General features: G+C 63.2%; 16 protein-coding genes. 6 read left to right on the top strand and 10 right to left on the bottom strand.

From position 1 onward, the window contains the following. Positions 1 to 178: 178 nt before the first annotated feature. Positions 179 to 2,362, bottom strand: a complete 2,184-nt coding sequence (gene uvrD, locus M5G11_RS00985; protein ID WP_273912389.1) for a DNA helicase II — start codon at positions 2,360 to 2,362, stop codon at positions 179 to 181. A 234-nt stretch (positions 2,363 to 2,596) separates the two neighbouring features. On the opposite strand from uvrD, the gene M5G11_RS00980 reads away from it, so the two are divergent. Then, positions 2,597 to 5,467, top strand: coding sequence for a putative bifunctional diguanylate cyclase/phosphodiesterase (locus tag M5G11_RS00980; RefSeq protein ID WP_273912388.1), 2,871 nt, complete (start codon positions 2,597 to 2,599; stop codon positions 5,465 to 5,467). Positions 5,468 to 5,485: 18 nt separating this feature from the next. On the opposite strand, the gene M5G11_RS00975 is transcribed toward M5G11_RS00980, so the two are convergent. Together M5G11_RS00975 and zwf are read right to left on the bottom strand one after the other, a co-directional pair. Beyond that, positions 5,486 to 5,809, bottom strand: coding sequence for a hypothetical protein (locus tag M5G11_RS00975; protein ID WP_273912387.1), 324 nt, complete (start codon positions 5,807 to 5,809; stop codon positions 5,486 to 5,488). A gap of 88 nt (positions 5,810 to 5,897) precedes the next feature. Beyond that, positions 5,898 to 7,340, bottom strand: a complete 1,443-nt coding sequence (gene zwf, locus M5G11_RS00970; protein ID WP_273912386.1) for a glucose-6-phosphate dehydrogenase — start codon at positions 7,338 to 7,340, stop codon at positions 5,898 to 5,900. A gap of 104 nt (positions 7,341 to 7,444) precedes the next feature. Between zwf and hexR the strand changes: the two genes are divergently transcribed. Together hexR and M5G11_RS00960 are read left to right on the top strand one after the other, a co-directional pair. Beyond that, on the top strand, positions 7,445 to 8,311 hold the full coding sequence (gene hexR / locus M5G11_RS00965; RefSeq protein ID WP_273912385.1) for a transcriptional regulator HexR: 867 nt from the start codon (positions 7,445 to 7,447) through the stop codon (positions 8,309 to 8,311). 110 nt (positions 8,312 to 8,421) lie between these two features. Further along, positions 8,422 to 8,640 (top strand): PA3496 family putative envelope integrity protein, encoded by a 219-nt coding sequence (locus M5G11_RS00960; RefSeq protein WP_273912384.1) that lies wholly within the window; start codon positions 8,422 to 8,424, stop codon positions 8,638 to 8,640. Here M5G11_RS00960 and M5G11_RS00955 read toward each other — a convergent pair. After that, complete coding sequence (locus tag M5G11_RS00955; RefSeq protein ID WP_273912383.1) at positions 8,582 to 9,544, bottom strand: LysR family transcriptional regulator; 963 nt, start codon at positions 9,542 to 9,544, stop codon at positions 8,582 to 8,584. The two genes, M5G11_RS00960 and M5G11_RS00955, sit on opposite strands and share 59 nt — an antisense overlap. Before the next feature lie 190 nt (positions 9,545 to 9,734). Between M5G11_RS00955 and M5G11_RS00950 the strand changes: the two genes are divergently transcribed. Continuing rightward, on the top strand, positions 9,735 to 11,150 hold the full coding sequence (locus M5G11_RS00950; RefSeq protein WP_273912382.1) for an acetyl-CoA carboxylase biotin carboxylase subunit: 1,416 nt from the start codon (positions 9,735 to 9,737) through the stop codon (positions 11,148 to 11,150). A gap of 10 nt (positions 11,151 to 11,160) precedes the next feature. Next, positions 11,161 to 12,969 carry a sodium-extruding oxaloacetate decarboxylase subunit alpha gene (gene oadA / locus M5G11_RS00945; RefSeq protein WP_273912381.1) on the top strand — a complete coding sequence of 603 codons (1,809 nt, stop codon included), beginning with the start codon at positions 11,161 to 11,163 and terminating at the stop codon, positions 12,967 to 12,969. Positions 12,970 to 13,175: 206 nt separating this feature from the next. On the opposite strand, the gene M5G11_RS00940 is transcribed toward oadA, so the two are convergent. Genes M5G11_RS00940 through M5G11_RS00930 form a run of 3 tightly spaced genes read right to left on the bottom strand, consistent with a single transcriptional unit; the run spans position 13,176 to position 14,953 of the window. After that, a complete protein-coding gene (locus M5G11_RS00940; protein WP_273912380.1) occupies positions 13,176 to 13,847 on the bottom strand; it encodes a GNAT family N-acetyltransferase in 672 nt (223 codons plus the stop codon). A 15-nt stretch (positions 13,848 to 13,862) separates the two neighbouring features. Then, on the bottom strand, positions 13,863 to 14,312 hold the full coding sequence (locus M5G11_RS00935) for a GNAT family N-acetyltransferase (protein ID WP_273912379.1): 450 nt from the start codon (positions 14,310 to 14,312) through the stop codon (positions 13,863 to 13,865). An 11-nt stretch (positions 14,313 to 14,323) separates the two neighbouring features. Continuing rightward, positions 14,324 to 14,953, bottom strand: coding sequence for an FMN-binding negative transcriptional regulator (locus tag M5G11_RS00930; protein WP_273912431.1), 630 nt, complete (start codon positions 14,951 to 14,953; stop codon positions 14,324 to 14,326). Positions 14,954 to 15,046: 93 nt separating this feature from the next. On the opposite strand from M5G11_RS00930, the gene pdxR reads away from it, so the two are divergent. After that, positions 15,047 to 16,576, top strand: a complete 1,530-nt coding sequence (gene pdxR / locus M5G11_RS00925; protein ID WP_273912378.1) for a MocR-like pyridoxine biosynthesis transcription factor PdxR — start codon at positions 15,047 to 15,049, stop codon at positions 16,574 to 16,576. Between the two features lie 3 nt (positions 16,577 to 16,579). Here the strand turns inward: pdxR and M5G11_RS00920 are convergent, their stop codons facing one another. The 3 genes from M5G11_RS00920 to M5G11_RS00910 all read right to left on the bottom strand — a co-directional run bounded on the left by M5G11_RS00920 (position 16,580) and on the right by M5G11_RS00910 (position 19,862). Beyond that, complete coding sequence (locus tag M5G11_RS00920) at positions 16,580 to 17,683, bottom strand: polyamine ABC transporter substrate-binding protein (RefSeq protein WP_273912377.1); 1,104 nt, start codon at positions 17,681 to 17,683, stop codon at positions 16,580 to 16,582. Beyond that, complete coding sequence (locus M5G11_RS00915) at positions 17,680 to 18,726, bottom strand: histone deacetylase family protein (protein WP_273912376.1); 1,047 nt, start codon at positions 18,724 to 18,726, stop codon at positions 17,680 to 17,682. The genes M5G11_RS00920 and M5G11_RS00915 overlap by 4 nt, the downstream gene beginning before the upstream one ends. Before the next feature lie 143 nt (positions 18,727 to 18,869). Further along, positions 18,870 to 19,862, bottom strand: coding sequence for an AraC family transcriptional regulator (locus M5G11_RS00910; protein WP_273912374.1), 993 nt, complete (start codon positions 19,860 to 19,862; stop codon positions 18,870 to 18,872). Positions 19,863 to 19,961 lie beyond the last annotated feature (99 nt).

Below are 19,961 nucleotides of genomic sequence, written 5' to 3'. Positions count from 1 at the left end.
CACGCGCGCCATGGTGCACAGGTTGTAGGACACATGGCCAGCGACAAGATGTTTCCATCTTTTGCCTGGTTTGTGTGCAGGCGCGCGCTGTGGGAGCGGGCTCGGCCAGTAAAGGCAACGAGCGCTTTGCGCTCGATCGCGGGACCAGCCCGCTCCCACAGGTGGTTAAGAGGTGTGCTTACAGTGCCTCAAGCTTGGCGTAGCCGAGCATCAGCCATTTGCTGCCCTCGGCAAAGTTCACCTGCACCCGCGCCTGCGCCCCGGCACCCTCGAAGTTGAGGATCACGCCCTCGCCAAACACCGCATGGGAAACATGCTGGCCCAGGTTGAACGCCGTCTCGGGAATATTGGCACCGCCAAACAGGCTGCTGGAGTTCTGCTTCTGCCCCGAACCATACGGACGGCTCACGCTGTTGGACAGGCGCACTTCCTGTATCAGGCCGGCCGGAATTTCGCGCACGAAGCGCGACACCTTGTTGTAGGTCTCGCTGCCATATAAACGACGGGTCTCGGCGTAGGTCATCACCAGGTTCTGCATCGCCCGGGTAATGCCCACATAGGCCAGGCGACGTTCCTCGGCCAGACGGCCGGGTTCTTCCAGGCTCATCTTGTGCGGGAACAGGCCTTCTTCCATGCCCACCAGGAACACGTGGGGGAATTCCAGGCCCTTGGCGCTGTGCAGGGTCATCAGCTGGATGCTGTCTTCATGCTCGTCGGCCTGGGCGTCGCCGGCTTCCAGCGAGGCGTGGCCGAGGAACGCCGCGAGCGGCGAGAGCTCCTGGTCTTCTTCGCTGTTCTCGAAGTTGCGCGCAGCGCTGACCAGTTCCTCAAGGTTTTCTACCCGTGCCTGGCCCTTTTCACCCTTTTCTTCCTGGTGATAGATGATCAGCCCGGACTGCTCGATGACTGTCTGGGTCATCAGGTGCAGCGGCATGTCGAGCACCTTGGCGGCAAGGTTCTCGATCAACTCGATAAACGCGCTCAGCGCACCTGCCGCACGTCCCTTGAGGCCCTTGTTGGCGATCAACTGGCTCATTGACTCCCACATCGAGACCTGGGCGTGACGGGCGTGGTCGCGGATCGCTTCGACGGTTTTCTCGCCAATGCCGCGTGGCGGCACATTGATTACCCGCTCCAGCGCAGCGTCGTTGCCGCGGCCTTCCAGCAAACGCAGGTAGGCCATGGCGTTCTTGATCTCGGCGCGCTCGAAGAAGCGCTGGCCGCCATAGATGCGGTACGGGATACGCTCGCGCAGCAGGGCCTCTTCCAGCACTCGCGACTGGGCGTTGGAGCGATAGAGGATGGCGATGTCGCTGCGGGCCAGGCCGGTCTTGAGCGCGCTCTCGATGGTCTCGACCACGTAGCGGGCTTCATCGTGTTCGTTGAAGGCGGCGTACAGGCTCAGTGGCTCGCCTTCGCCGCCGTCGGTCCACAGCTCCTTGCCCAGGCGATCGCTGTTGTTGGCGATCAAGGCGTTGGCCGCCTTGAGGATGCCGGCGGTGGAGCGGTAGTTCTGCTCCAGGCGGATCATCTCGGCGTCCGGGAAGTCGGCGCTGTACTGGTGGATGTTCTCGATTTTCGCCCCGCGCCAGCCGTAGATCGACTGGTCGTCGTCGCCCACCACCATCAGGCTGTCACCGCCCTTGGCCAGCAGGCGCAACCAGGCGTACTGCACGGCGTTGGTGTCCTGGAACTCGTCCACCAGCACGTGGCGGAAGCGCCGCTGGTAGTGTTCGAGCAGGCCGGGGTGGTCGCGCCACAGATCCAGTGCGCGCAGCAGCAGTTCGGAGAAGTCGATCACGCCAGCGCGCTGGCAGGCTGCCTCGTAGGCTTCATAGATGCTGCGCATGGTGCCCAGGAACAGGTCGCCACTGGCCTGGATATGCTGCGGGCGCAGGCCTTCGTCCTTCTGCCCATTGATAAACCACTGCGCCTGGCGCACTGGCCAACGCTGTTCGTCCAGGCCCAGCTCGCGGATGACCCGCTTGACCAGGCGTTGCTGGTCGTCGCTGTCGAGGATCTGGAAATGCTGGCTGAGCCCGGCTTCCTGCCAGTGCGCCCGCAACAGGCGGTGCGCCAGGCCGTGGAAGGTGCCCACCCACATGCCGGCGGGGTTGATCCCCATCAACTGCTCGATCCGCTGGCGCATCTCGGCGGCAGCCTTGTTGGTGAAGGTCACCGACAGGATCGAATGGGGCGAGGCCTGCACCACCTGGATCAACCAGGCGATACGGTGCACCAGCACTCGGGTTTTACCGGAGCCAGCACCGGCCAGGACCAACTGACGGCCAACCGGGGCCGCTACGGCCTGACGTTGGGCGTCGTTGAGGGAGTTCAACAGGAGGGAGAGATCATCGCGCATCCGGCCATTTTAGGGGTGCGAAGGAGTCAGGGGCAAACCCGTAATCAAAAAACCTGCCGGCGACGACTGACCGGTCATCGGCCGCAAGCCTTGGCCCGCGTGCTTGAGCGCTTCACACGCAAAGCGCAGGGCGAAAATTCGATGCAGAATTATGATCCAGAGCAGTTTGGCAGATGCCTCTGCTTGTGTATGCTCCGTGCACGTTTAAGGCTCACCATTACAAGAACATTGCCTATGACACTCCTTTCCGGCCCTGTCAGCGCCCCTCTGGATGCGCGTCGGGGTATCCGCCGACAGTTCGCCACGCAACTGGCCGTCGAACGCACACGCCTGCTGTATCAGGGCTCATTGCTGCCCACCCTGTTCATGTTGCTGAACGGGCTGGTCTGCGCGTGGTTGTTATGGAGCCCGCAACGTTACCTGCTGGTCAGCGTCTGGGTGGTGTGGTTGATGGCGCTGGTCGCCCTGCGGGTGATCCAGGTGGCGGCGTTCGATGCCGCCATGCCCGACCGCCAGGCCCGGCCCACCTGGTGGCGAATGTTCCTGATCGGCTCGGCTTTCAGTGGCCTGACCCTGGCCAGTGCGGCGATCGCCCTGGTGCCGGTGGATGATTTCGTCCAGCAGGCCTGGGTGTTCGGCCTGTTGGGCGCCGCCACGCTTTCCGCCAGCGTGGCCTATGCCGTCAGCCTGCCGGCGTTTCTCAGTTTCACCTTGCCTTGCCTGGTACCACCCATCGCCTTCCTGTTCTGGAGTGGCGACGCCCAGCAACAGGGCTGGGGCTGGCTCGGGCTGATCCTGCTTGGCGCCTTGCTGGTGGTGGCCTGGCAGGTCAACCGGGTGATCGAGAATGGTCTGCTGCGGCGCTTCCAGAACCAGGCGCTGATCGAGCACCTGCAAGCCGCGCATACCCGTAGCGAACGGCTGAATCAGGCGCTGGCCGGAGAAGTGGAGCAGCGTCGGCTGATCGAGGGCCAGTTGCGTGAGGCGCAAGTGGGCCTGGAAGAACGGGTTGCCGAGCGCAGCCAGGAACTGGACCAGGCCAACCAGGCCCTGAGCAAGAGCGAAGAGCGCCTGGCGCTGGCACTTGAAGCCAGTGAACTGGGGCTCTGGGACTGGAACCTGCAAACCGACGAAATCCATCACACGCAACTGCATGAGCTGTTCGGGCTGGACCCGGAGCAGGTCCGGGCGATGCTCGCCGACCTCAAGCCGCGCCTGCACCCGGACGACCTGCCAGCGCTCAAGCGCACTCTGGTCGAGCATTTGAAGGGGCGTACCGAGGATTACCGCATCGAGTACCGCGTGCGCCACAACCTCGGCCACTGGTGCTGGATCGAAGACCGCGGGCGCGCAGTAGAGCGGGATGATGACGGCCGCGTGGTGCGCATGCTCGGTACCCGGCGGGACATCAGCGCCAGCAAGGCACAGGAAGAACAGCAGCGCCTGGCGGCGACGGTGTTCGAAGCGGCCAGCGAAGGCATTGCCATTCTTGATCCGGACTACAGCCTGCTGGCGGTCAACCAGGCGTTCTGCCAGATCACCGGCTACACCCGCGATGAACTGCTGGCGCACACGGTGCTGGAGCTACCTTGCAGCCGCGATGCCCGGCGGCACGCGGCGGCCATCGACCAAGCGCTGGACTTGCATGGCAGCTGGCAGGGCGAGCTGGTCGAGGCGCGCAAGGATGGCGAACTCTACCCGCAGTCGCTGCAGCTCAATGGCGTGCGCGATGCGCGGGGCAACATCAGCAATATTGTTGGCTTCTTCAGCGATCTGTCGCAAAGGCGCGAATCTGAAGAGCGCCTGCGCTACCTGGCGCACTACGACGAGCTGACCGGGCTGGCCAACCGCGCCTTGTTCCGCCTGCGCCTGTATGAAGCCGGCCAGCGCGTACGCACCAGCGGGCGCAGCCTGGCCTTGCTGCATATCGACCTGGACCGTTTCAAGCTGCTCAACGACAGCCTCGGCCACGAAATTGCCGACCAGTTGCTCAAGCAGATGGCCCAGCGCATTGCCAACGCGGTACCGGAGTCCGATACCGTGGCGCGCTTGTCCGGTGACGAATTCGTGGTGCTGTTCGATGGCTACAGCAACCTCTCGAGCCTGGTGCGGGTGACCACGCGCTTGCTGGAAAAGCTGCGCGTGCCGTTGCGCGTCGAGGGGCATGAGCTGGTGATCAGCGCTTCGGTGGGGATCAGCCTGCTGTCGGAAATCACCCTGGACCTGAATGCCCTGGTCAGCCAGGCCAACATGGCCATGCAGCACGCCAAGCACCTGGGCGGCGACAACTTCCAGTTCTATACCGAAAGCCTGCAAGCCAGCACCCTGGAACGCCTGCAACTGGAGAACCAGTTGCGCAAGGCCATCGAGGAGCGCCAGCTGGAGGTCCACTACCAGCCCAAACTGTGCCTGGCCACAGGCCGGCTGAATGCCGCAGAGGCGCTGGTCCGTTGGCGTCACCCGCAATGGGGCATGGTGCCGCCGGGGGATTTCATCGGCCTTGCCGAGGAGACCGGGCTGATCGCACCGATGGGCGAGTTCGTCCTGCGCCAGGCCTGCTGGCAGGCGCGCGAGTGGCAGCGCCAGGGGCTGGCGCCGATCCGTGTGTCGGTGAACCTGTCGGTCTATCAGTTGCGCCAGGGCAAGCTGGTCAGCCTGGTGCGTCAGGTGCTGGAGGAAAGCGGGCTGGAGCCGCACCTGCTGGAGCTGGAACTGACCGAGAGCCAGCTGCTGGACAGCGTCGAGCACATCATCGCGACGTTCCGCCAGTTGCATGACCTGGGTGTGAAGCTGGCCATCGATGACTTCGGCACCGGCTATTCCTCGCTGAGCTACCTCAAGCGCTTCCCGGTGAACTACGTGAAGATCGACCAGACCTTCATCCGCGGCCTGGAGGAGGGCAGCGAAGACGCGGCGATCACCCGGGCGATCATCGTCATGGCCCACAGCCTGGACCTGAAGGTAGTTGCCGAAGGGGTGGAAACCAGCGAGCAGCTGGCGTTCCTGCGTGAAAACGGCTGTGACGAAGTGCAGGGCTACCTGATCAGTCGGCCGGTGGAGGCGGGCAAGTTGGCCAGTTTGCTGGAGCAGGAGCCTTCCTGGTAACGGAAGGCTCCCTCAGCCTTAGTGCGTGACCAGGATGTTGTCGATGGTGCTTAGCAGTTGATCCTGGTAGTAGATTTCCACGCTCTCGATGCTGTCGCAGGCCTCGGACACCGAGAAACTGACCGCCTTGTCTACAACGGCCTGGAGGAACACGCCTTCCAGTTTTTCCACGGTAATGTCCAGGGCCAGGGTCGATGCAGTGCTGTGTTTGTCGCACTTGACCAGGCTGGGGACGAAACCTGAATGGCCAACCGTGAGGGTGCCATACACGCGGAATTTGCCGCCATCAGGGCCCGGCATGCGGTCGTTCTGGGCAATCCAGTTTTTTGCTTCAATGTGCATTTGTTGATCCTTGTCGTAGTTGACGCTGAAGGGTGTGGAGCCGCTTCAGTGTTGGCCGCGACAGGTCAGGATGGCATCGGGAAGCGGTTCAGCCGTGCCAACTGCGTCCTTGGTGAGCGAGCAGGCTGTGGGCCTGGTCCGGGCCGTTGGAGCCAGCGGGGTAGGGCCGTGGCGCCTGGAAGTGCTCCTGCCAGCCATTGATGATCGGATCGATCCAGGCCCAGGCCGCTTCCACTTCGTCACGGCGCATGAACAGTGTCGAGTCGCCTTCCAGCACATCCAGCAACAAGCGTTCGTAGGCATCCCAGCGGCGGGTCTGGCCAAACACCTGGGCCAGGTTCAGGTTCAGCTCGACCGGTTCCAGGTGCATGCCCTTGCCGGGCGTCTTGGTCATCATCTGCAGGCTGATACGCTCATCGGGCTGCAGCTGGATCAGCAACTGGTTGGCCCGGTCGCCCTCGAACAGGCGATGGGGCACCGGCTTGAACTGGATGACGATCTGTGACGACTTTTTCGCCAGGCGCTTGCCGGTGCGCAGGTAGAACGGCACACCGGCCCAACGCCAATTGTTGATATGCGCTTCAACGGCGACGAAGGTCTCGGTATCGCTGTCGTTGTCGACATCTTTCTCGAAATAGTAGGCCGGCACTTCCTGCCCGCCGATCTTCCCGGCGCTGTATTGGCCGCGCACTGTGCGGTCCTGCACGTCCTGGCCGGTGATGGGCTTGAGCGCCCGCAGGATCTTGACCTTCTCATCGCGTACCGCCTCGGCCTCGAACTGCGCCGGGGGCTCCATCGCCACCAGGCAGAGCAGTTGCAGCAGGTGGTTTTGCAGCATGTCGCGGGTGGCGCCGGCACGGTCGTAGTAGCTGCCACGGTTTTCCACGCCGAGGGTTTCACAGACGCTGATCTGCACGTGATCGATCTGGTTGCCGCGCCACACCGGCTCCAGCAGGGCGTTGGCAAAGCGCAGGGCCATCAGGTTCTGCACGGTCTCCTTGCCCAGGTAGTGGTCGATGCGAAACACCTGGGGTTCCGCGAACACCGCGCCAATTGCGCTGTTGATCGCGGTGGCGGACTCGAGCGACTGGCCGATGGGCTTTTCCAGCACGATGCGCGCTTCGCTGTCGACCAGGCCGGCCACCTGCAGGTGGGTGGCGATGGGCACGAACAGGTTGGGTGCGGTGGCCAGGTAGTAGACCCGTGTCAGCCCGCCCGGCTCGCCGAGAAAGCGTGCCAGGCGGCCGAAGTCGGCGCTTTGCGAGGCGTCCATGGGGAAGTAGTCCAGGCGCGTGGAGAAGCGCCCCCAGGTGTCGTCATCAAAGTCCGCACGGGCGATCTGCGCCCGGCAACGGCGTTCTGCCAGTTGCAGGAAGGCAAGGCGCGGCAAATTTCTGCGGGCCAGCGCCACGATGCGCACGGCGTTGTGCAGACGACCTTCGCGATACAGGTGGTAGAGCGCCGGGAGCAGTTTGTTGAGGGCCAGATCGCCGGTCCCGCCGAAGACCAGAATGTCGCAAGGGATAGTCAATACCACCACTCTCCTAGTTCGTTTAGCTGGGCGGGTCGCCGGTCATGTAGTATAACTACAAGAAAGCTACAACCCGGTCAGCCGATCATAACCGAGTCCTGCCCTTGAATCTGTTGCAACACATCGCCCAGTCGCGCCATCTGCTACGCAAGTCGGAACTGAAGGTTGCCGACCACGTACTGCTTGATCCAGCGGCCGTCATGCATAGCTCCATGGCCGACCTGGCGCACAGCGTCGGGATCAGCGAGCCGACCATCGTGCGTTTTTGCCGGGCGATCGGCTGTACCGGGTTCCAGGACCTCAAGCTCAAGCTGGCGCAGAGCCTGGCGGCCGGCGCGAGTTTCGGCCAGTTCGCCATCCATGAAGACGACTCGGTTGCCGACTACAGCCTGAAGATCTTCGACACCACCCTGCACACCCTGATGGAAGTGCGTGAGCACCTCGATGCCCAGGCCCTGCAACGCGCCGTCACGGCCATGGCCTCGGCGCAGCGTGTCGAGTTCTATGGTTTCGGTGCGTCCGGTGCAGTGGCGGCAGATGCCCAGCACAAGTTCTTCCGCCTGTTGCTGACGGCGGCGGCGTATTCCGACCCGCACATGCAGGCGATGTCGGCGGTCACCCTGAAGCCTGGCGATGTGGCCATCTGCATTTCCCAGTCGGGGCGCTCCAAGGACCTGCTGATCACCGCCAACCTGGTGCGTGAGAGCGGCGCTACCCTGATCACCCTGTGCCCGAGCCAGACCCCGCTGGCCGAGCTGTCGACGGTCAACCTGGCCATCGACGTGCATGAAGACACCGAGATCTACACCCCGCTGACCTCGCGTATCGCCCACCTGGTGGTGATCGACGTGCTGGCAATGGGCGTGGCCATGGCCCGTGGCCCGAGCCTGGTCAACCACCTCAAGAGCGTGAAGCGCAGCTTGCGCAGCCTGCGCCTGTCGCCCAAGTCGATCAAGGCGATGGATGACTGAAACCTTGGTGAGGCTCACCAAGGTTTCACCATTTTGTCACCCGCGCGCCGCCAAATCGTAATTCTCCATCGTCAGGCTGAAACTCCCGAACTCGATCAGGGAGACATGCAATGGCTCGTGAATTCGATGGCTCGTATCAACCCAACGCCAAATCCCGCAAACAGCATGAAAAAGATCAGCGCCGCATGGAATACCGCCGCGCGATCGAGTCCTACTCCGAGCAGCGCCGCCTGCTGCTGGAAATCGCCGACTACCCCGACCTGCAAGCCATCAGTGTGTGGCAGGTATCGGCGGCAGGGTCCCCGAAAAACGCTCCACAAGCGCGCTGATCTGCGTCCGTTCACTGCGGATGAACGCAAGGAACGCCAAGGCCACCGGCGATTGCCGCTTGGCCTTGGATTGCACCACGCACCAGCTGCGGTACAGCGGCAACTCCTCCACGGGTAGCTCGCGAAGCATGCCGGTTGCCAGCTCCAGGTTCAGCGCGTGGCGGGTCAGCAGGGCGATGCCAAGCCCGGCAATCACACACTCGCGCTGGGCATCGGCAGACGCCACCTCCAGCGTCTGGGTGAAGTGCACGCGCTTTTCCTTGAAGTACTCCTCGCAGGCCTTGCGCGTGCCTGAGCCTTGCTCGCGCACCAGCAGGGTATGCGGCTCCAGGTCTTGCAGGCGCAGGCTTTCCAGTTTGCACAGCGGGTGATCCGGCGGCGCCACGGCGACAATCGGGTTGTTCAGGAACGGCAGGAACTCAAGGCCCATGTCCTGCGGCACCATGGACATGATGATCAGGTCGTCGCGGTTGTCGGAGAGACGGCGGATGGCCTGGGCGCGGTTGACCACGGTGAGCGTCAGGTTGACCTCAGGGTGCTGCTTCTTGAACGCGGCAAACAGGTGCGGCACGAAGTATTTGGCGCTCGACTCCACCGCCAGCTTCAATTGCCCCTGCAACGAGCCCTGCATGTCCGAGAGCTGCATGTCGAGGCTTTCGAGGCGGCCGAAGATGTCCCGGCTGGCGCGTTGCAGCGCTTCGGCGGCTTCGGTGAGGTAGAGTTTCTTGCCGACGTACTCGAACAACGGCTGACCGACCAGTTCTTCGAGTTGGCGGATCTGTAGACTAACGGCGGGTTGCGTCAGCGCCATCTCTTGCGCCGCGCGGCTGTACGAACGTAAATCACACACTTCATTGAAGATCTGCAATTGACGCAATGTCATACGCATCAATGACTTACGCATTTTTTTCCGGGCTCTGGCAATACCTTGTAACCGCACTATAAGCTTTTGTTAATGGTGCCTCTAACAAATATTGATTTTTATTTATTCACGTACAGCGCTAGGGTGATTGTGCGACTGGCTAGCAACGTCTGGTCACGCGCCGACCGGCATCGCCGGATCGTCTGTTCCATCGGCTTTGGGAAGAGTCCAAGTGATAAAAAAAATCCTGATCGCCAACCGGGGTGAAATTGCAGTTCGGATCGTGCGTGCCTGCGCCGAGATGGGCATCCGTTCGGTGGCGATCTATTCCGACGCCGACCGCCATGCCTTGCACGTCAAGCGTGCCGATGAGGCCCACAGCATTGGTGCCGAACCGCTGGCCGGTTACCTGAACCCGCGCAAGCTGGTCAACCTGGCGGTGGAAACCGGTTGTGATGCGCTGCATCCCGGTTATGGGTTCCTGTCGGAAAACGCCGAGCTGGCGGACATCTGCGCCGAACGCGGGATCAAGTTCATTGGTCCTTCTGCCGAGGTCATTCGCCGCATGGGCGACAAGACCGAAGCCCGTCGCAGCATGATCAAGGCCGGTGTGCCGGTCACGCCGGGCACCGAAGGCAACGTTGCCGATATCCATGAGGCCCTGGTCGAGGGTGACCGCATCGGTTACCCGGTCATGCTCAAGGCCACCTCGGGGGGGGGCGGCCGTGGCATTCGTCGCTGCAACAGCCGTGAAGAACTGGAACAGGCCTTCCCGCGGGTGATTTCCGAAGCCACCAAGGCCTTTGGTTCAGCGGAAGTCTTCCTGGAAAAATGCATCGTCAATCCCAAGCATATCGAGGCGCAGATCCTCGGTGACAGCTTCGGCAACGTGGTGCACCTGTTCGAGCGCGACTGCTCGATCCAGCGCCGCAACCAGAAGCTCATCGAGATCGCCCCAAGCCCGCAACTGACCCCGGAACAGCGCGCCTATATTGGCGACCTGTCGGTGCGTGCAGCCAAGGCGGTCGGCTATGAAAACGCCGGCACCGTGGAGTTCCTGCTCGCCGATGGCGAGGTGTACTTCATGGAGATGAACACCCGGGTGCAGGTGGAACACACCATCACCGAAGAAATCACCGGCATCGACATCGTGCGTGAACAGATCCGCATTGCGTCGGGCCTGCCGCTGTCGGTCAAGCAGGAAGACATCCAGCACCGTGGCTTTGCCCTGCAGTTCCGGATCAACGCCGAAGACCCGAAAAACAACTTCCTGCCCAGCTTCGGCAAGATCACTCGCTACTACGCCCCCGGCGGCCCGGGCGTGCGTACCGACACGGCGATCTACACCGGCTACACCATTCCGCCGTTCTACGACTCCATGTGCCTGAAGCTGGTGGTCTGGGCGTTGACCTGGGAAGAAGCCATGGACCGTGGCCTGCGGGCCCTGGACGACATGCGTCTGCAAGGCGTGAAGACCACCGCCGCGTACTACCAGGAAATCCTGCGCAACCCGGAATTCCGCAGTGGTCAGTTCAACACCAGCTTCGTCGAAAGCCACCCGGAACTGACCAACTACTCGATCAAGCGCAAACCCGAAGAGCTGGCCCTGGCCATCGCCGCCGCCATTGCCGCCCACGCAGGCCTGTGAGGAACCCATAATGTCCAAGAAAATTTTCGTAACCGACACAATCCTGCGCGACGCCCACCAGTCCCTGCTGGCCACCCGCATGCGCACCGACGACATGCTGCCGATCTGCGACAAGCTCGACAAGGTCGGCTACTGGTCGCTGGAAGTCTGGGGCGGGGCGACCTTCGATGCCTGCGTGCGCTTCCTCAAGGAAGACCCGTGGGAGCGCCTGCGCAAGCTGCGCGCCGCCTTGCCCAATACCCGCCTGCAGATGCTCCTGCGTGGCCAGAACCTGCTGGGCTACCGCCATTACAGCGACGATGTGGTCAAGGCCTTCGTCGCCAAGGCGGCGGTCAACGGCATCGACGTGTTCCGCATCTTTGATGCAATGAACGACGTGCGCAACCTGCGCGTGGCCATCGAAGCAGTGAAGGCTGCCGGCAAGCACGCCCAGGGCACCATCGCCTATACCACCAGCCCGGTGCACACCATCGAGGCCTTCGTGGCCCAGGCCAAGCAGATGGAAGCCATGGGTTGCGACTCGGTCGCGATCAAGGACATGGCCGGCCTGCTGACCCCGTTCGCCACTGGTCAACTGGTCAAGGCGCTGAAGGCCGAGCAGTCGCTGCCGGTGTTCATCCACTCCCATGACACGGCCGGCCTGGCCGCCATGTGCCAGCTCAAGGCCATCGAAAATGGCGCCGACCATATCGACACGGCCATCTCCAGCTTCGCCTGGGGCACCAGCCACCCGGGCACCGAGTCGATGGTCGCGGCGCTCAAGGGCAGCGAATTCGACACCGGCCTGAACCTGGAGCTGTTGCAGGAAATCGGCCTGTACTTCTACGCCGTGCGCAAGAAGTACCACCAGTTCGAAAGCGAATTCACCGCCGTCGACACCCGCGTGCAAGTGAACCAGGTGCCGGGCGGGATGATTTCCAACCTGGCCAACCAGCTCAAGGAGCAGGGTGCGCTGAACCGCATGAACGAAGTGCTGGCGGAGATCCCGCGGGTGCGTGAAGACCTCGGCTTCCCGCCGCTGGTCACGCCGACCTCGCAGATCGTCGGCACCCAGGCGTTCTTCAACGTGCTGGCCGGCGAGCGCTACAAGACCATCACCAACGAAGTGAAGCTGTACCTGCAAGGTGGCTACGGCAAGGCCCCGGGTGTGGTCAACGAGCAGCTGCGTCGCCAGGCCATCGGCAGCGAAGAGGTGATCGATGTGCGCCCGGCCGACTTGCTCAAGCCGGAAATGACCAAGCTGCGTGCCGATATCGGCAACCTGGCCAAGTCGGAAGAAGACGTGCTGACCTTTGCCATGTTCCCGGACATCGGGCGCAAGTTCCTCGAGGAGCGTGAAGCCGGCACCCTGACCCCGGAAGTACTGCTGCCGATTCCGGAAGCGGGCGCGGTGGCGTCGGCTGGTGGTGAGGGTGTGCCGACCGAGTTCGTCATCGACGTGCACGGCGAAACCTACCGCGTCGACATCACCGGCGTTGGGGTGAAGGCCGAAGGCAAGCGTCACTTCTACCTGTCTATCGATGGCATGCCGGAAGAGGTGGTATTCGAGCCGCTGAACGAGTTTGTTGGCGGTGGCAGCAGCAAGCGCAAGCAGGCCAGCGAGCCGGGCCATGTCAGCACCACCATGCCGGGCAACATCGTTGATGTGCTGGTCAAGGAAGGCGATGTGGTCAAGGCCGGCCAGCCGGTGCTGATTACCGAGGCGATGAAGATGGAGACCGAAGTGCAGGCAGCGATTGCCGGCAAGGTCACCGCGATTCACGTGGCCAAGGGCGACCGGGTCAACCCGGGTGAGATCCTGATCGAGATCGAGGGCTGAACACAGCCCTCATCTACAAGCGGTTAACCTCTGGGGGCGTATGCCCCCTTTTTTTATGGCCGCATACTGGTGCTACGAAGGGTGTTTTCTAAACTCTGTGGGAGCCGGCCTTGCCGGCGATGAGGCCCTCACTGTCAGCAAAAAATCCTGTGATTGCTGCTCAATCAATCGCTGGCAAGGCCAGCTCCCACAGTGGATTGTGGGGTTCAATCTGCCCGGCAAGCCTCAAGCGTACGCACCTGCCCCTCAGCCGCCTGATTGTCCGCCGCCAGCCAGCGCTCAAACCCCGCCGCAATCGCCGGCCATTCGTCATCCATGATCGAATACCAGGCCGTGTCGCGGTTGTGGTCCTTGATCACCATGTGTTGGCGGAACACCCCCTCGAAGCTGAAGCCAAACCGTTCTGCCGCGCGCTTGGAGCGTGCATTGGCATTGTTGCACTTCCATTCCAGGCGCCGATTGCCCAGGGCGAACGCCAGCTTGCCCAGCAGGTACACCGCTTCGCTGCCCTTGGGGGTGCGCTGCATGGCGCCGCCGAAGGCGATATGGCCGATCTCGATCCGGCCATGGGCCGGCGCGATCGACATCAGGCTGAGGATGCCCTGGGTCTGGCCGCTGGCAAGGTCGATCACGCTGTAGAACAACGGGTCAGTGCTGGCCGCGTTGCTGTCGAGCCAATGGTCGAAGTCTTCGCGCTCGACGAAGGGGCCGTAGGGCAGGTAGTCCCACAGTGCCAGGTCTGCGCTGGGGCCTTGGTAGATCTCCCAGAGATCCTCGCGATCACGGCGTGGGTCGAGTTTTTCCAGGCGAATGAATCGCCCCACCAACGGTGTCGCCTGGGGGGCTTTGGCCGGGTGCCAGTTCAGTGGGCTGCTCATGGTCGGCTCCTGGATTCAAATCAACGGTTTGCGGAACTGGATGAAACCTGGCCGCTCGGCTACTTGCTCATACAGCGTGATGGCCGTGGCATTGGTCTCGTGGGTCAACCAGTGCACCTTGGCGCAGCCAGCGGCCTTGGCCACAGCGTAGACGTGCTCGATCAACTGCCGGCCAATCCCTAGCCCGCGCTGGTTGCCGTCGACATACAGGTCTTGCAGGTAGCAGGAGTTTTCCACCGACCAGTTGGAGCGGTGGTAGATCCAGTGAACCATCCCCACTGACTTGCCATCGACCCAGGCCAGCGCCGCGTTGGTCGGCTCGTTGGCGTCGAGCATGCGCTGCCAGGCAACGGCGCTGACCTCATCGGCAATGCGGGTTTCGTAGAAGCGTTGATACGCCTGCCACAGGGGCAGCCAGGCGCTGTGGTCGTCGGCGGTTACCGGGCGGATCGTAACGGTCGGCATGGCAGGTTCCTTCAAGGTTGGCGCATCAAGGCGGCCAATTGGTTGTCCAGCGGATCGGGGCTGTTCGCCAGGCCCGCACGCACGCCTTCGACATCGACGGCCGAACGGTTCTGGCTGAGTTTGCGTGAGCCTTGCAGGCGCTCGATGGGTAGGCTGAAGCCGACGATGGCGCGGAGCATGCTGGCAATATAGTCGGCGGGCGCATCGCCCACCGACCAGGGCGTGGCGCGGCCGGCTTCATGGCGATCGCTCAGGCGGCTGACGATATCCAGCAGGCGTTCGGCATCGTGAAACACCTCGGCGCGGCCATAGGCGTGCACGGCCACGTAGTTCCAGGTGGGGACGGTCCTCGGTTCTTCCAGCTTGCTCGGGTAGAAGCCTGGGCTGACATAGGCATCGGCACCGGCGAACACCAGCATGGCCTCGGCGCCTTCGGCCAGTGCCTGCCACTGCTTGTTGGCCCGCGCCAGGTGGCCCAGCAATGTGCCTTTGGCACCTTGCTGCGGGTCCAGCAGTACCGGCAGGTGAGTAGCTTGCAGGCCCTGCTCGTTGTGGGTCACCAGGATGGCCAGGCGGGTTTGAGTGATCTGTTCGTGCAGGCGCTGAAGGTCGTCTTCGCGGTTGGCGGCGGCGATGTGCATGGTGGTGTGGTCCTTGTCCAATGGGCCCATCCTAGGGCAGGCTATTGGCTCATGTTAAGAGCCATTTCCGGCTTATTTAATAGGTCCAATACCGTGAGCGAGCGTCCTTTCACCTTGTCATTCGACCCTACCGGGATAGTTCTGGACCGACGCCAGGGCTTGAGCCGCCAGCTCTATCAGGCGCTGCGCGTACGGGTGCTGGACGGGCGGCTGAGCAGCGGCACGCGCCTGCCGGCCAGCCGTGACATGGCCGCCGCGCTGGCACTGTCGCGCAACAGCGTGGTGCGCGCCTACGACCAGTTGTACGCCGAAGGCTTCATCGAAAGTCGGGTGGGCGATGGGACTTATGTAAGCCAGCTACCAAAATTATCCACAAAACTGTCCACAGGGTTATCCCTGGGTTTTTCCACAGGGTTATCCACAAAATCAGTGGAAAATACTGAGGATTCATCCAGTAAAGTTATCCACAATGGCCCGCTGGGCAGGCTGGAAAAGCACCATTTGCCTGCACCCAGAACGGGCGCCCCACGGGCTTTCAGGGTCGGTTTGCCGGCTTTCGATCTGTTCCCTTTTGACGTCTGGGCCAAGCTGCAAGCGGGTTTCTGGCGCAACCCGGACCCAGCCGCGCTCGGTTATGGCGACCCGGCCGGTGAGTTGCCGCTACGTGAACTGATCGCCACTTACCTGCGCCGTTCGCGCGGGCTTGCCTGTACCGCTGAACAAATTGTGATCACCAGTGGTGCACAGCAGGCAATTAGCCTTTGTGCACAGCTGCTACTGGAGCCGGGTGACCTGGTGGCGGTGGAAAATCCTGGGTACCGCGCCGCCGGTAATGCCTTTGCCCTGACCGGTGCGACGGTGCAGGGCGTTGCGGTGGATCACGACGGGCTGGATTGCGCCGCCTTGAACGGCTTGGCGAACTGCCGGCTGAGTTATGTCACGCCCTCGCACCAGTACCCGACCGGGGTCACCATGAGCCTGGCACGGCGCCTTGAACTGCTGGCCTGGGCCGAGCGCAATGGCAGCTGGATCATCGAGGACGACTACGACGGCGAGTACCGTTACAGCGGCGCACCGCTGGCGCCTCTGGCCGCGCTCGACCGCAGTGGGCGGGTGTTGTACGTCGGCACGTTCGGCAAGATCGCCTTCCCGGCGCTGCGCCTGGGCTATCTGGTGTTGCCACGGCAACTGGTGCAACCGTTTTCCCAGTGTCGGGCGCTGGCAGTGCGCCATTCGGAGGTGGGGACCCAGGCGGTCATGGCGCAGTTCATGGCCAAGGGGCATTTCCAGCGGCATATCCGGCGCATGCGGCGCGCCGCCCTGAGCCGACGCAATGCCGTGCAGGCGGGCTGGCCGCAGGACATTGCGGGGCTGGGCAGCCTGCCGGAAGTGGCGGCGGGGCTGCACCTGAAGGTCGATGTGGATAACCATGCGCGTGAGCAGGAACTGATCGCCCGTGCGACAGCCGTGGGCGTAGAGCTCAATGCCCTGAGCGACTACTGGCTGCCGGACTCGGATACCCCTGTGGATAACCGTGCCGGCCTGGTGCTCGGCTTCGCCGCCGTGGCCGAAGCCGAGATTGCCGATGCGCTGGCACGCCTGGGGCGGGCCTGGCGCGAGTAGCTCTTATTTGCCGGACTTGATCGTGGTCCAGGCGCGGGTGCGAGCGCGCTCGGCATCACGCGGCAGTGGCTTGAGGGTGTAGAGCTTGGCCATCGCCTCTTCGGTCGGGTACAGGTTGGGGTTGTTGCGGATCGCCGGGGTCACCAGCTCGGTGGCGTCCTTGTTCGGGTTCGGGTAGCCGACAAAGTCGCTGATCGGCGCGATCACCTTCGGTTGCAGCAGGTAGTTGATGAAGGTGTGGGCGTCTTCAGGGTTGGCCGCGCCTTTGGGGATGGCCAGCATGTCGAACCAGATCGGTGCGCCTTCCTTGGGCAGGCGCATGTCCACCACCACGCCGTTCTTCGCCTCGGCAGCGCGGTTGGCTGCCTGGGAGAAGCTGCCGGAGTAGCCCACGGCGACGCAAATATCGCCATTGGCGATGTCGGCCATGTACTTGGAGGAGTGGAAGTAGGTGATGCTTGGGCGGATCTTCATCATCAGCGCTTGGGCTTTCGCGTAGTCAGCCGGCTTGTCGCTGTTGGGCGGCAGCCCCAGGTATTGCAGGGCAATCGGCAGGATCTCCGACGGCGAATCGAGCAGGGCCACGCCGCACTGCTTGAGCTTGCTGATGTTCTCTTCCTTGAAGATCAGGTCCCAACTGTCCACCGGGGCGTTGTCGCCAAGCACTGCCTTGACCTTCTGCGGGTTGAAGCCGATCAGCACGGTGCCATACATGTACGGCACGGCGAACTTGTTGCCCGGGTCGTTCGCCTCGATCAGCTTCATCAGCTTGGGGTCCAGGTGCTGCCAGTTCGGCAGTTTGCTGCGGTCCAGCGGCTGGAATACCCCGGCCTCGATCTGCTTGGCGAGGAACACGTTCGAAGGCACCACCACGTCGTAGCCGGAGTTGCCGGTGAGCAGCTTGGCTTCCAGTGCTTCGTTGGTGTCGAAGATGTCGTAGATCAGCTTGACCTGGGAGTCCTTCTGGAAGTCGGTGAGGGTTTGCGGGGTGATGTAGTCGAACCAGTTGTACACACGCAGCGTGCGCTGTTCGGCAGCCTGGAGGCTAGCGGCGGCGAGCAGGCTGGTACACAGCAGCGGGGCGAGCAGACGCTTGAGTCGGGTCATGCTTGAGCTTCCTGTTGGGTGCGTTCGAAACCTTCGAGTACGTTCACGGCGTTGATGCCGATTTCTTCCACCGCATAGCCGCCTTCCATGACGAACAGGGTCGGCGTGCCCAGGCGGGCGATGCGTTCGCCCATCAGCAGGTAGTCCGGGCTGTCGAGCTTGAATTGCGAGATCGGGTCGTCCTTGAAGGTGTCCACGCCCAGCGACACCACCAGCACGTCGGGGGCGTAGGCGGCGATACGCTGGCAGGCGTCGTCCAGGGCCGCGCTCCAGGTGGCCCAGTCGCTGCCGGCCGCGAGCGGGTAGTTGATGTTGCAGCCCAGGCCTGCGCCTTCACCTTTTTCGTCGGCATAGCCGAGGAAGAACGGGAACTCGGCCTGCGGGTCGCCATGGATCGAGGCGAAGAACACATCGCTGCGCGCGTAGAAGATTTCCTGGGTGCCGTTGCCGTGGTGGTAGTCGACGTCGAGGATGGCGACCTTCTTGTGGCCCTGGTCGAGGAAGGCCTGGGCAGCAATCGCGGCGTTGTTCAGGTAGCAATAGCCTCCCATGACATCGCTGGCCGCGTGGTGCCCCGGCGGGCGGCACAGGGCAAAGGCGCTGTGGGCGCCGGCCTGCACGGCGGCCTGGGCGGTCAGGGCGACCTGCGCGGCGCTGTAGGCGGCCTGCCAGGTGCCGGCGGTGATCGGTGCACCGGCGTCGAAGCTGTAATAGCCCAGCTCGCCGTGCAGGCCGGTCGGTTTCACGCTGCGCAGGGTGCGTGCTGGCCAGGTGAAGGGCAGCAGGTCGCCGTCATGGCCAAGTTCGGCCCAGCGCGCCCAGGCCCCTTCGAAGAAGTTCAGGTAGTCGGCGCTGTGCACGCGCAGCAGGGGCGCACGGCCAAAATCGGTCGGGCCGCTGATCGGGCCCAGTTCACGGGTTTTTACCCGATCCAGAACGTGGTCGGCGCGCGAAGGCATTTCGAAGCAGGGCATCAGCTGCCCGTCGATCAGCTCGCAGCGGCCGTGGTGCAGGCGGTGGTCATCGGAATAGATCGTCAGCATTGTTGTTCTCCGGAAGGTTCACTGGCGTCTGTCCATTGTTGGCGGCACGCACGGCAAGCAGAACGGCGGAAACGGCCAAAAGGGGATCGATGTGGCCAGCCTGCGTGTCCGCATTTCGCCCCTTGGCGGTGCAACTAAGCCTATCAGGCGCGGAAATGGCTGGGGGCGACCCCACTCCAGCGCATGAACGCGTGGCGGAAGCTGGCGGTTTCACTGAAACCCAGCAGCTCGGCAATCCGGTAGATCGGTAACTGGTCTTCGCCCAGCAGTTGCTTGGCGCGTTCAAAGCGTAGCTCGTCGAGCAGCTGTTGATAACTGCTGCCCATGGCCTGCAAATGGCGGCGCAGGGTGCGTGAGGAGCAGTTCATCTGCCGGGCCAGGCCATCCAGGCCGGGGGCGGCGTCGAGCTGTTCGAGCAGCAGTTGGCGAATGCGCCCCAGCCAGGCCTGGCGGCCGGTGAACTCCAGGTTCTGTTTGCGGCAGCGCTCGCTCATTGCCCGGTGGGTGACCTGGTCGGCCAGGGGCAGCGGGTGGTCGAGCCAGCGGCGGTCGAAGGCGAAGGCGTTGTCGGCGGCTTCGAAGCGCAGCGGGCAGGGGAAGCTGGCGCTGTAGAGCGCGTGGTAATCCGGGGTTGGGTGGGCGAAGCGGGCGGCCAGCAGGGCCAGTGGCTGGCCGAGCAGGTCATCGCAGATGACTTTGAGCGAGGTCAGGCAGAACTCGGCATTGAAGGCTGCAAGCTCCGGCTCCTGGTGGTATTCGCTGGCGCTGAACCAGACCCGCTCCCCGTCGTCGATCAGGCGCAGGTGGAAAAGTGTTCCCAGTAGCGCGGGGTATTGCATGGCCAGGCGCAAAGCGTCACCTAAGGTGGCACTGGAGAGCAGGGCGTAACCGAGCATGCCGTAGGAGGAAACGTGCATGCGCTGGCCCAGTTCCAGGCCGACTTCACGGCGCCGTGCGACGGCGTTGGCGCACACCAGCATTTCCTGGTGGGTGGTGATGCGCGAGTCGGCGCGGCCCAGGTCGGCTGGGCAGATGCCGCTGCCGTCGAGCAGCTCCTCGGCGGCCTGGCCGTGGGCCTGGAAGGCCTGCAGAACCAGGGAAACCGCGTTGAGGGTGGTGAGGTGGGAATGCAGCATGCTCGACGTCCGGCTGTTGGGCTGGGGAGAGGGTGAGCAATTTGTGTGCCCGTGAGGTCGCGGTGATGCAACTGAGCATCCGTAGATACCGTCTTGCCC

The organism is Pseudomonas fontis (genome assembly GCF_028656955.1).
GTDB classification, from domain to species: domain Bacteria; phylum Pseudomonadota; class Gammaproteobacteria; order Pseudomonadales; family Pseudomonadaceae; genus Aquipseudomonas; species Aquipseudomonas fontis.
This window is presented reverse-complemented; position numbering and strand designations above follow the sequence as displayed.

Coding starts and splice junctions, on each gene's coding strand:
- uvrD (WP_273912389.1), bottom strand. CDS start 2,362: ATGCGCGATGATCTCTCCCTCCTGTTGAACTCCCTCAACGACGCCCAA.
- M5G11_RS00980 (WP_273912388.1), top strand. CDS start 2,597: ATGACACTCCTTTCCGGCCCTGTCAGCGCCCCTCTGGATGCGCGTCGG.
- M5G11_RS00975 (WP_273912387.1), bottom strand. CDS start 5,809: ATGCACATTGAAGCAAAAAACTGGATTGCCCAGAACGACCGCATGCCG.
- M5G11_RS00960 (WP_273912384.1), top strand. CDS start 8,422: ATGGCTCGTGAATTCGATGGCTCGTATCAACCCAACGCCAAATCCCGC.
- M5G11_RS00955 (WP_273912383.1), bottom strand. CDS start 9,544: ATGCGTAAGTCATTGATGCGTATGACATTGCGTCAATTGCAGATCTTC.
- oadA (WP_273912381.1), top strand. CDS start 11,161: ATGTCCAAGAAAATTTTCGTAACCGACACAATCCTGCGCGACGCCCAC.
- M5G11_RS00940 (WP_273912380.1), bottom strand. CDS start 13,847: ATGAGCAGCCCACTGAACTGGCACCCGGCCAAAGCCCCCCAGGCGACA.
- M5G11_RS00935 (WP_273912379.1), bottom strand. CDS start 14,312: ATGCCGACCGTTACGATCCGCCCGGTAACCGCCGACGACCACAGCGCC.
- M5G11_RS00930 (WP_273912431.1), bottom strand. CDS start 14,953: ATGCACATCGCCGCCGCCAACCGCGAAGACGACCTTCAGCGCCTGCAC.
- M5G11_RS00920 (WP_273912377.1), bottom strand. CDS start 17,683: ATGACCCGACTCAAGCGTCTGCTCGCCCCGCTGCTGTGTACCAGCCTG.
- M5G11_RS00915 (WP_273912376.1), bottom strand. CDS start 18,726: ATGCTGACGATCTATTCCGATGACCACCGCCTGCACCACGGCCGCTGC.
- M5G11_RS00910 (WP_273912374.1), bottom strand. CDS start 19,862: ATGCTGCATTCCCACCTCACCACCCTCAACGCGGTTTCCCTGGTTCTG.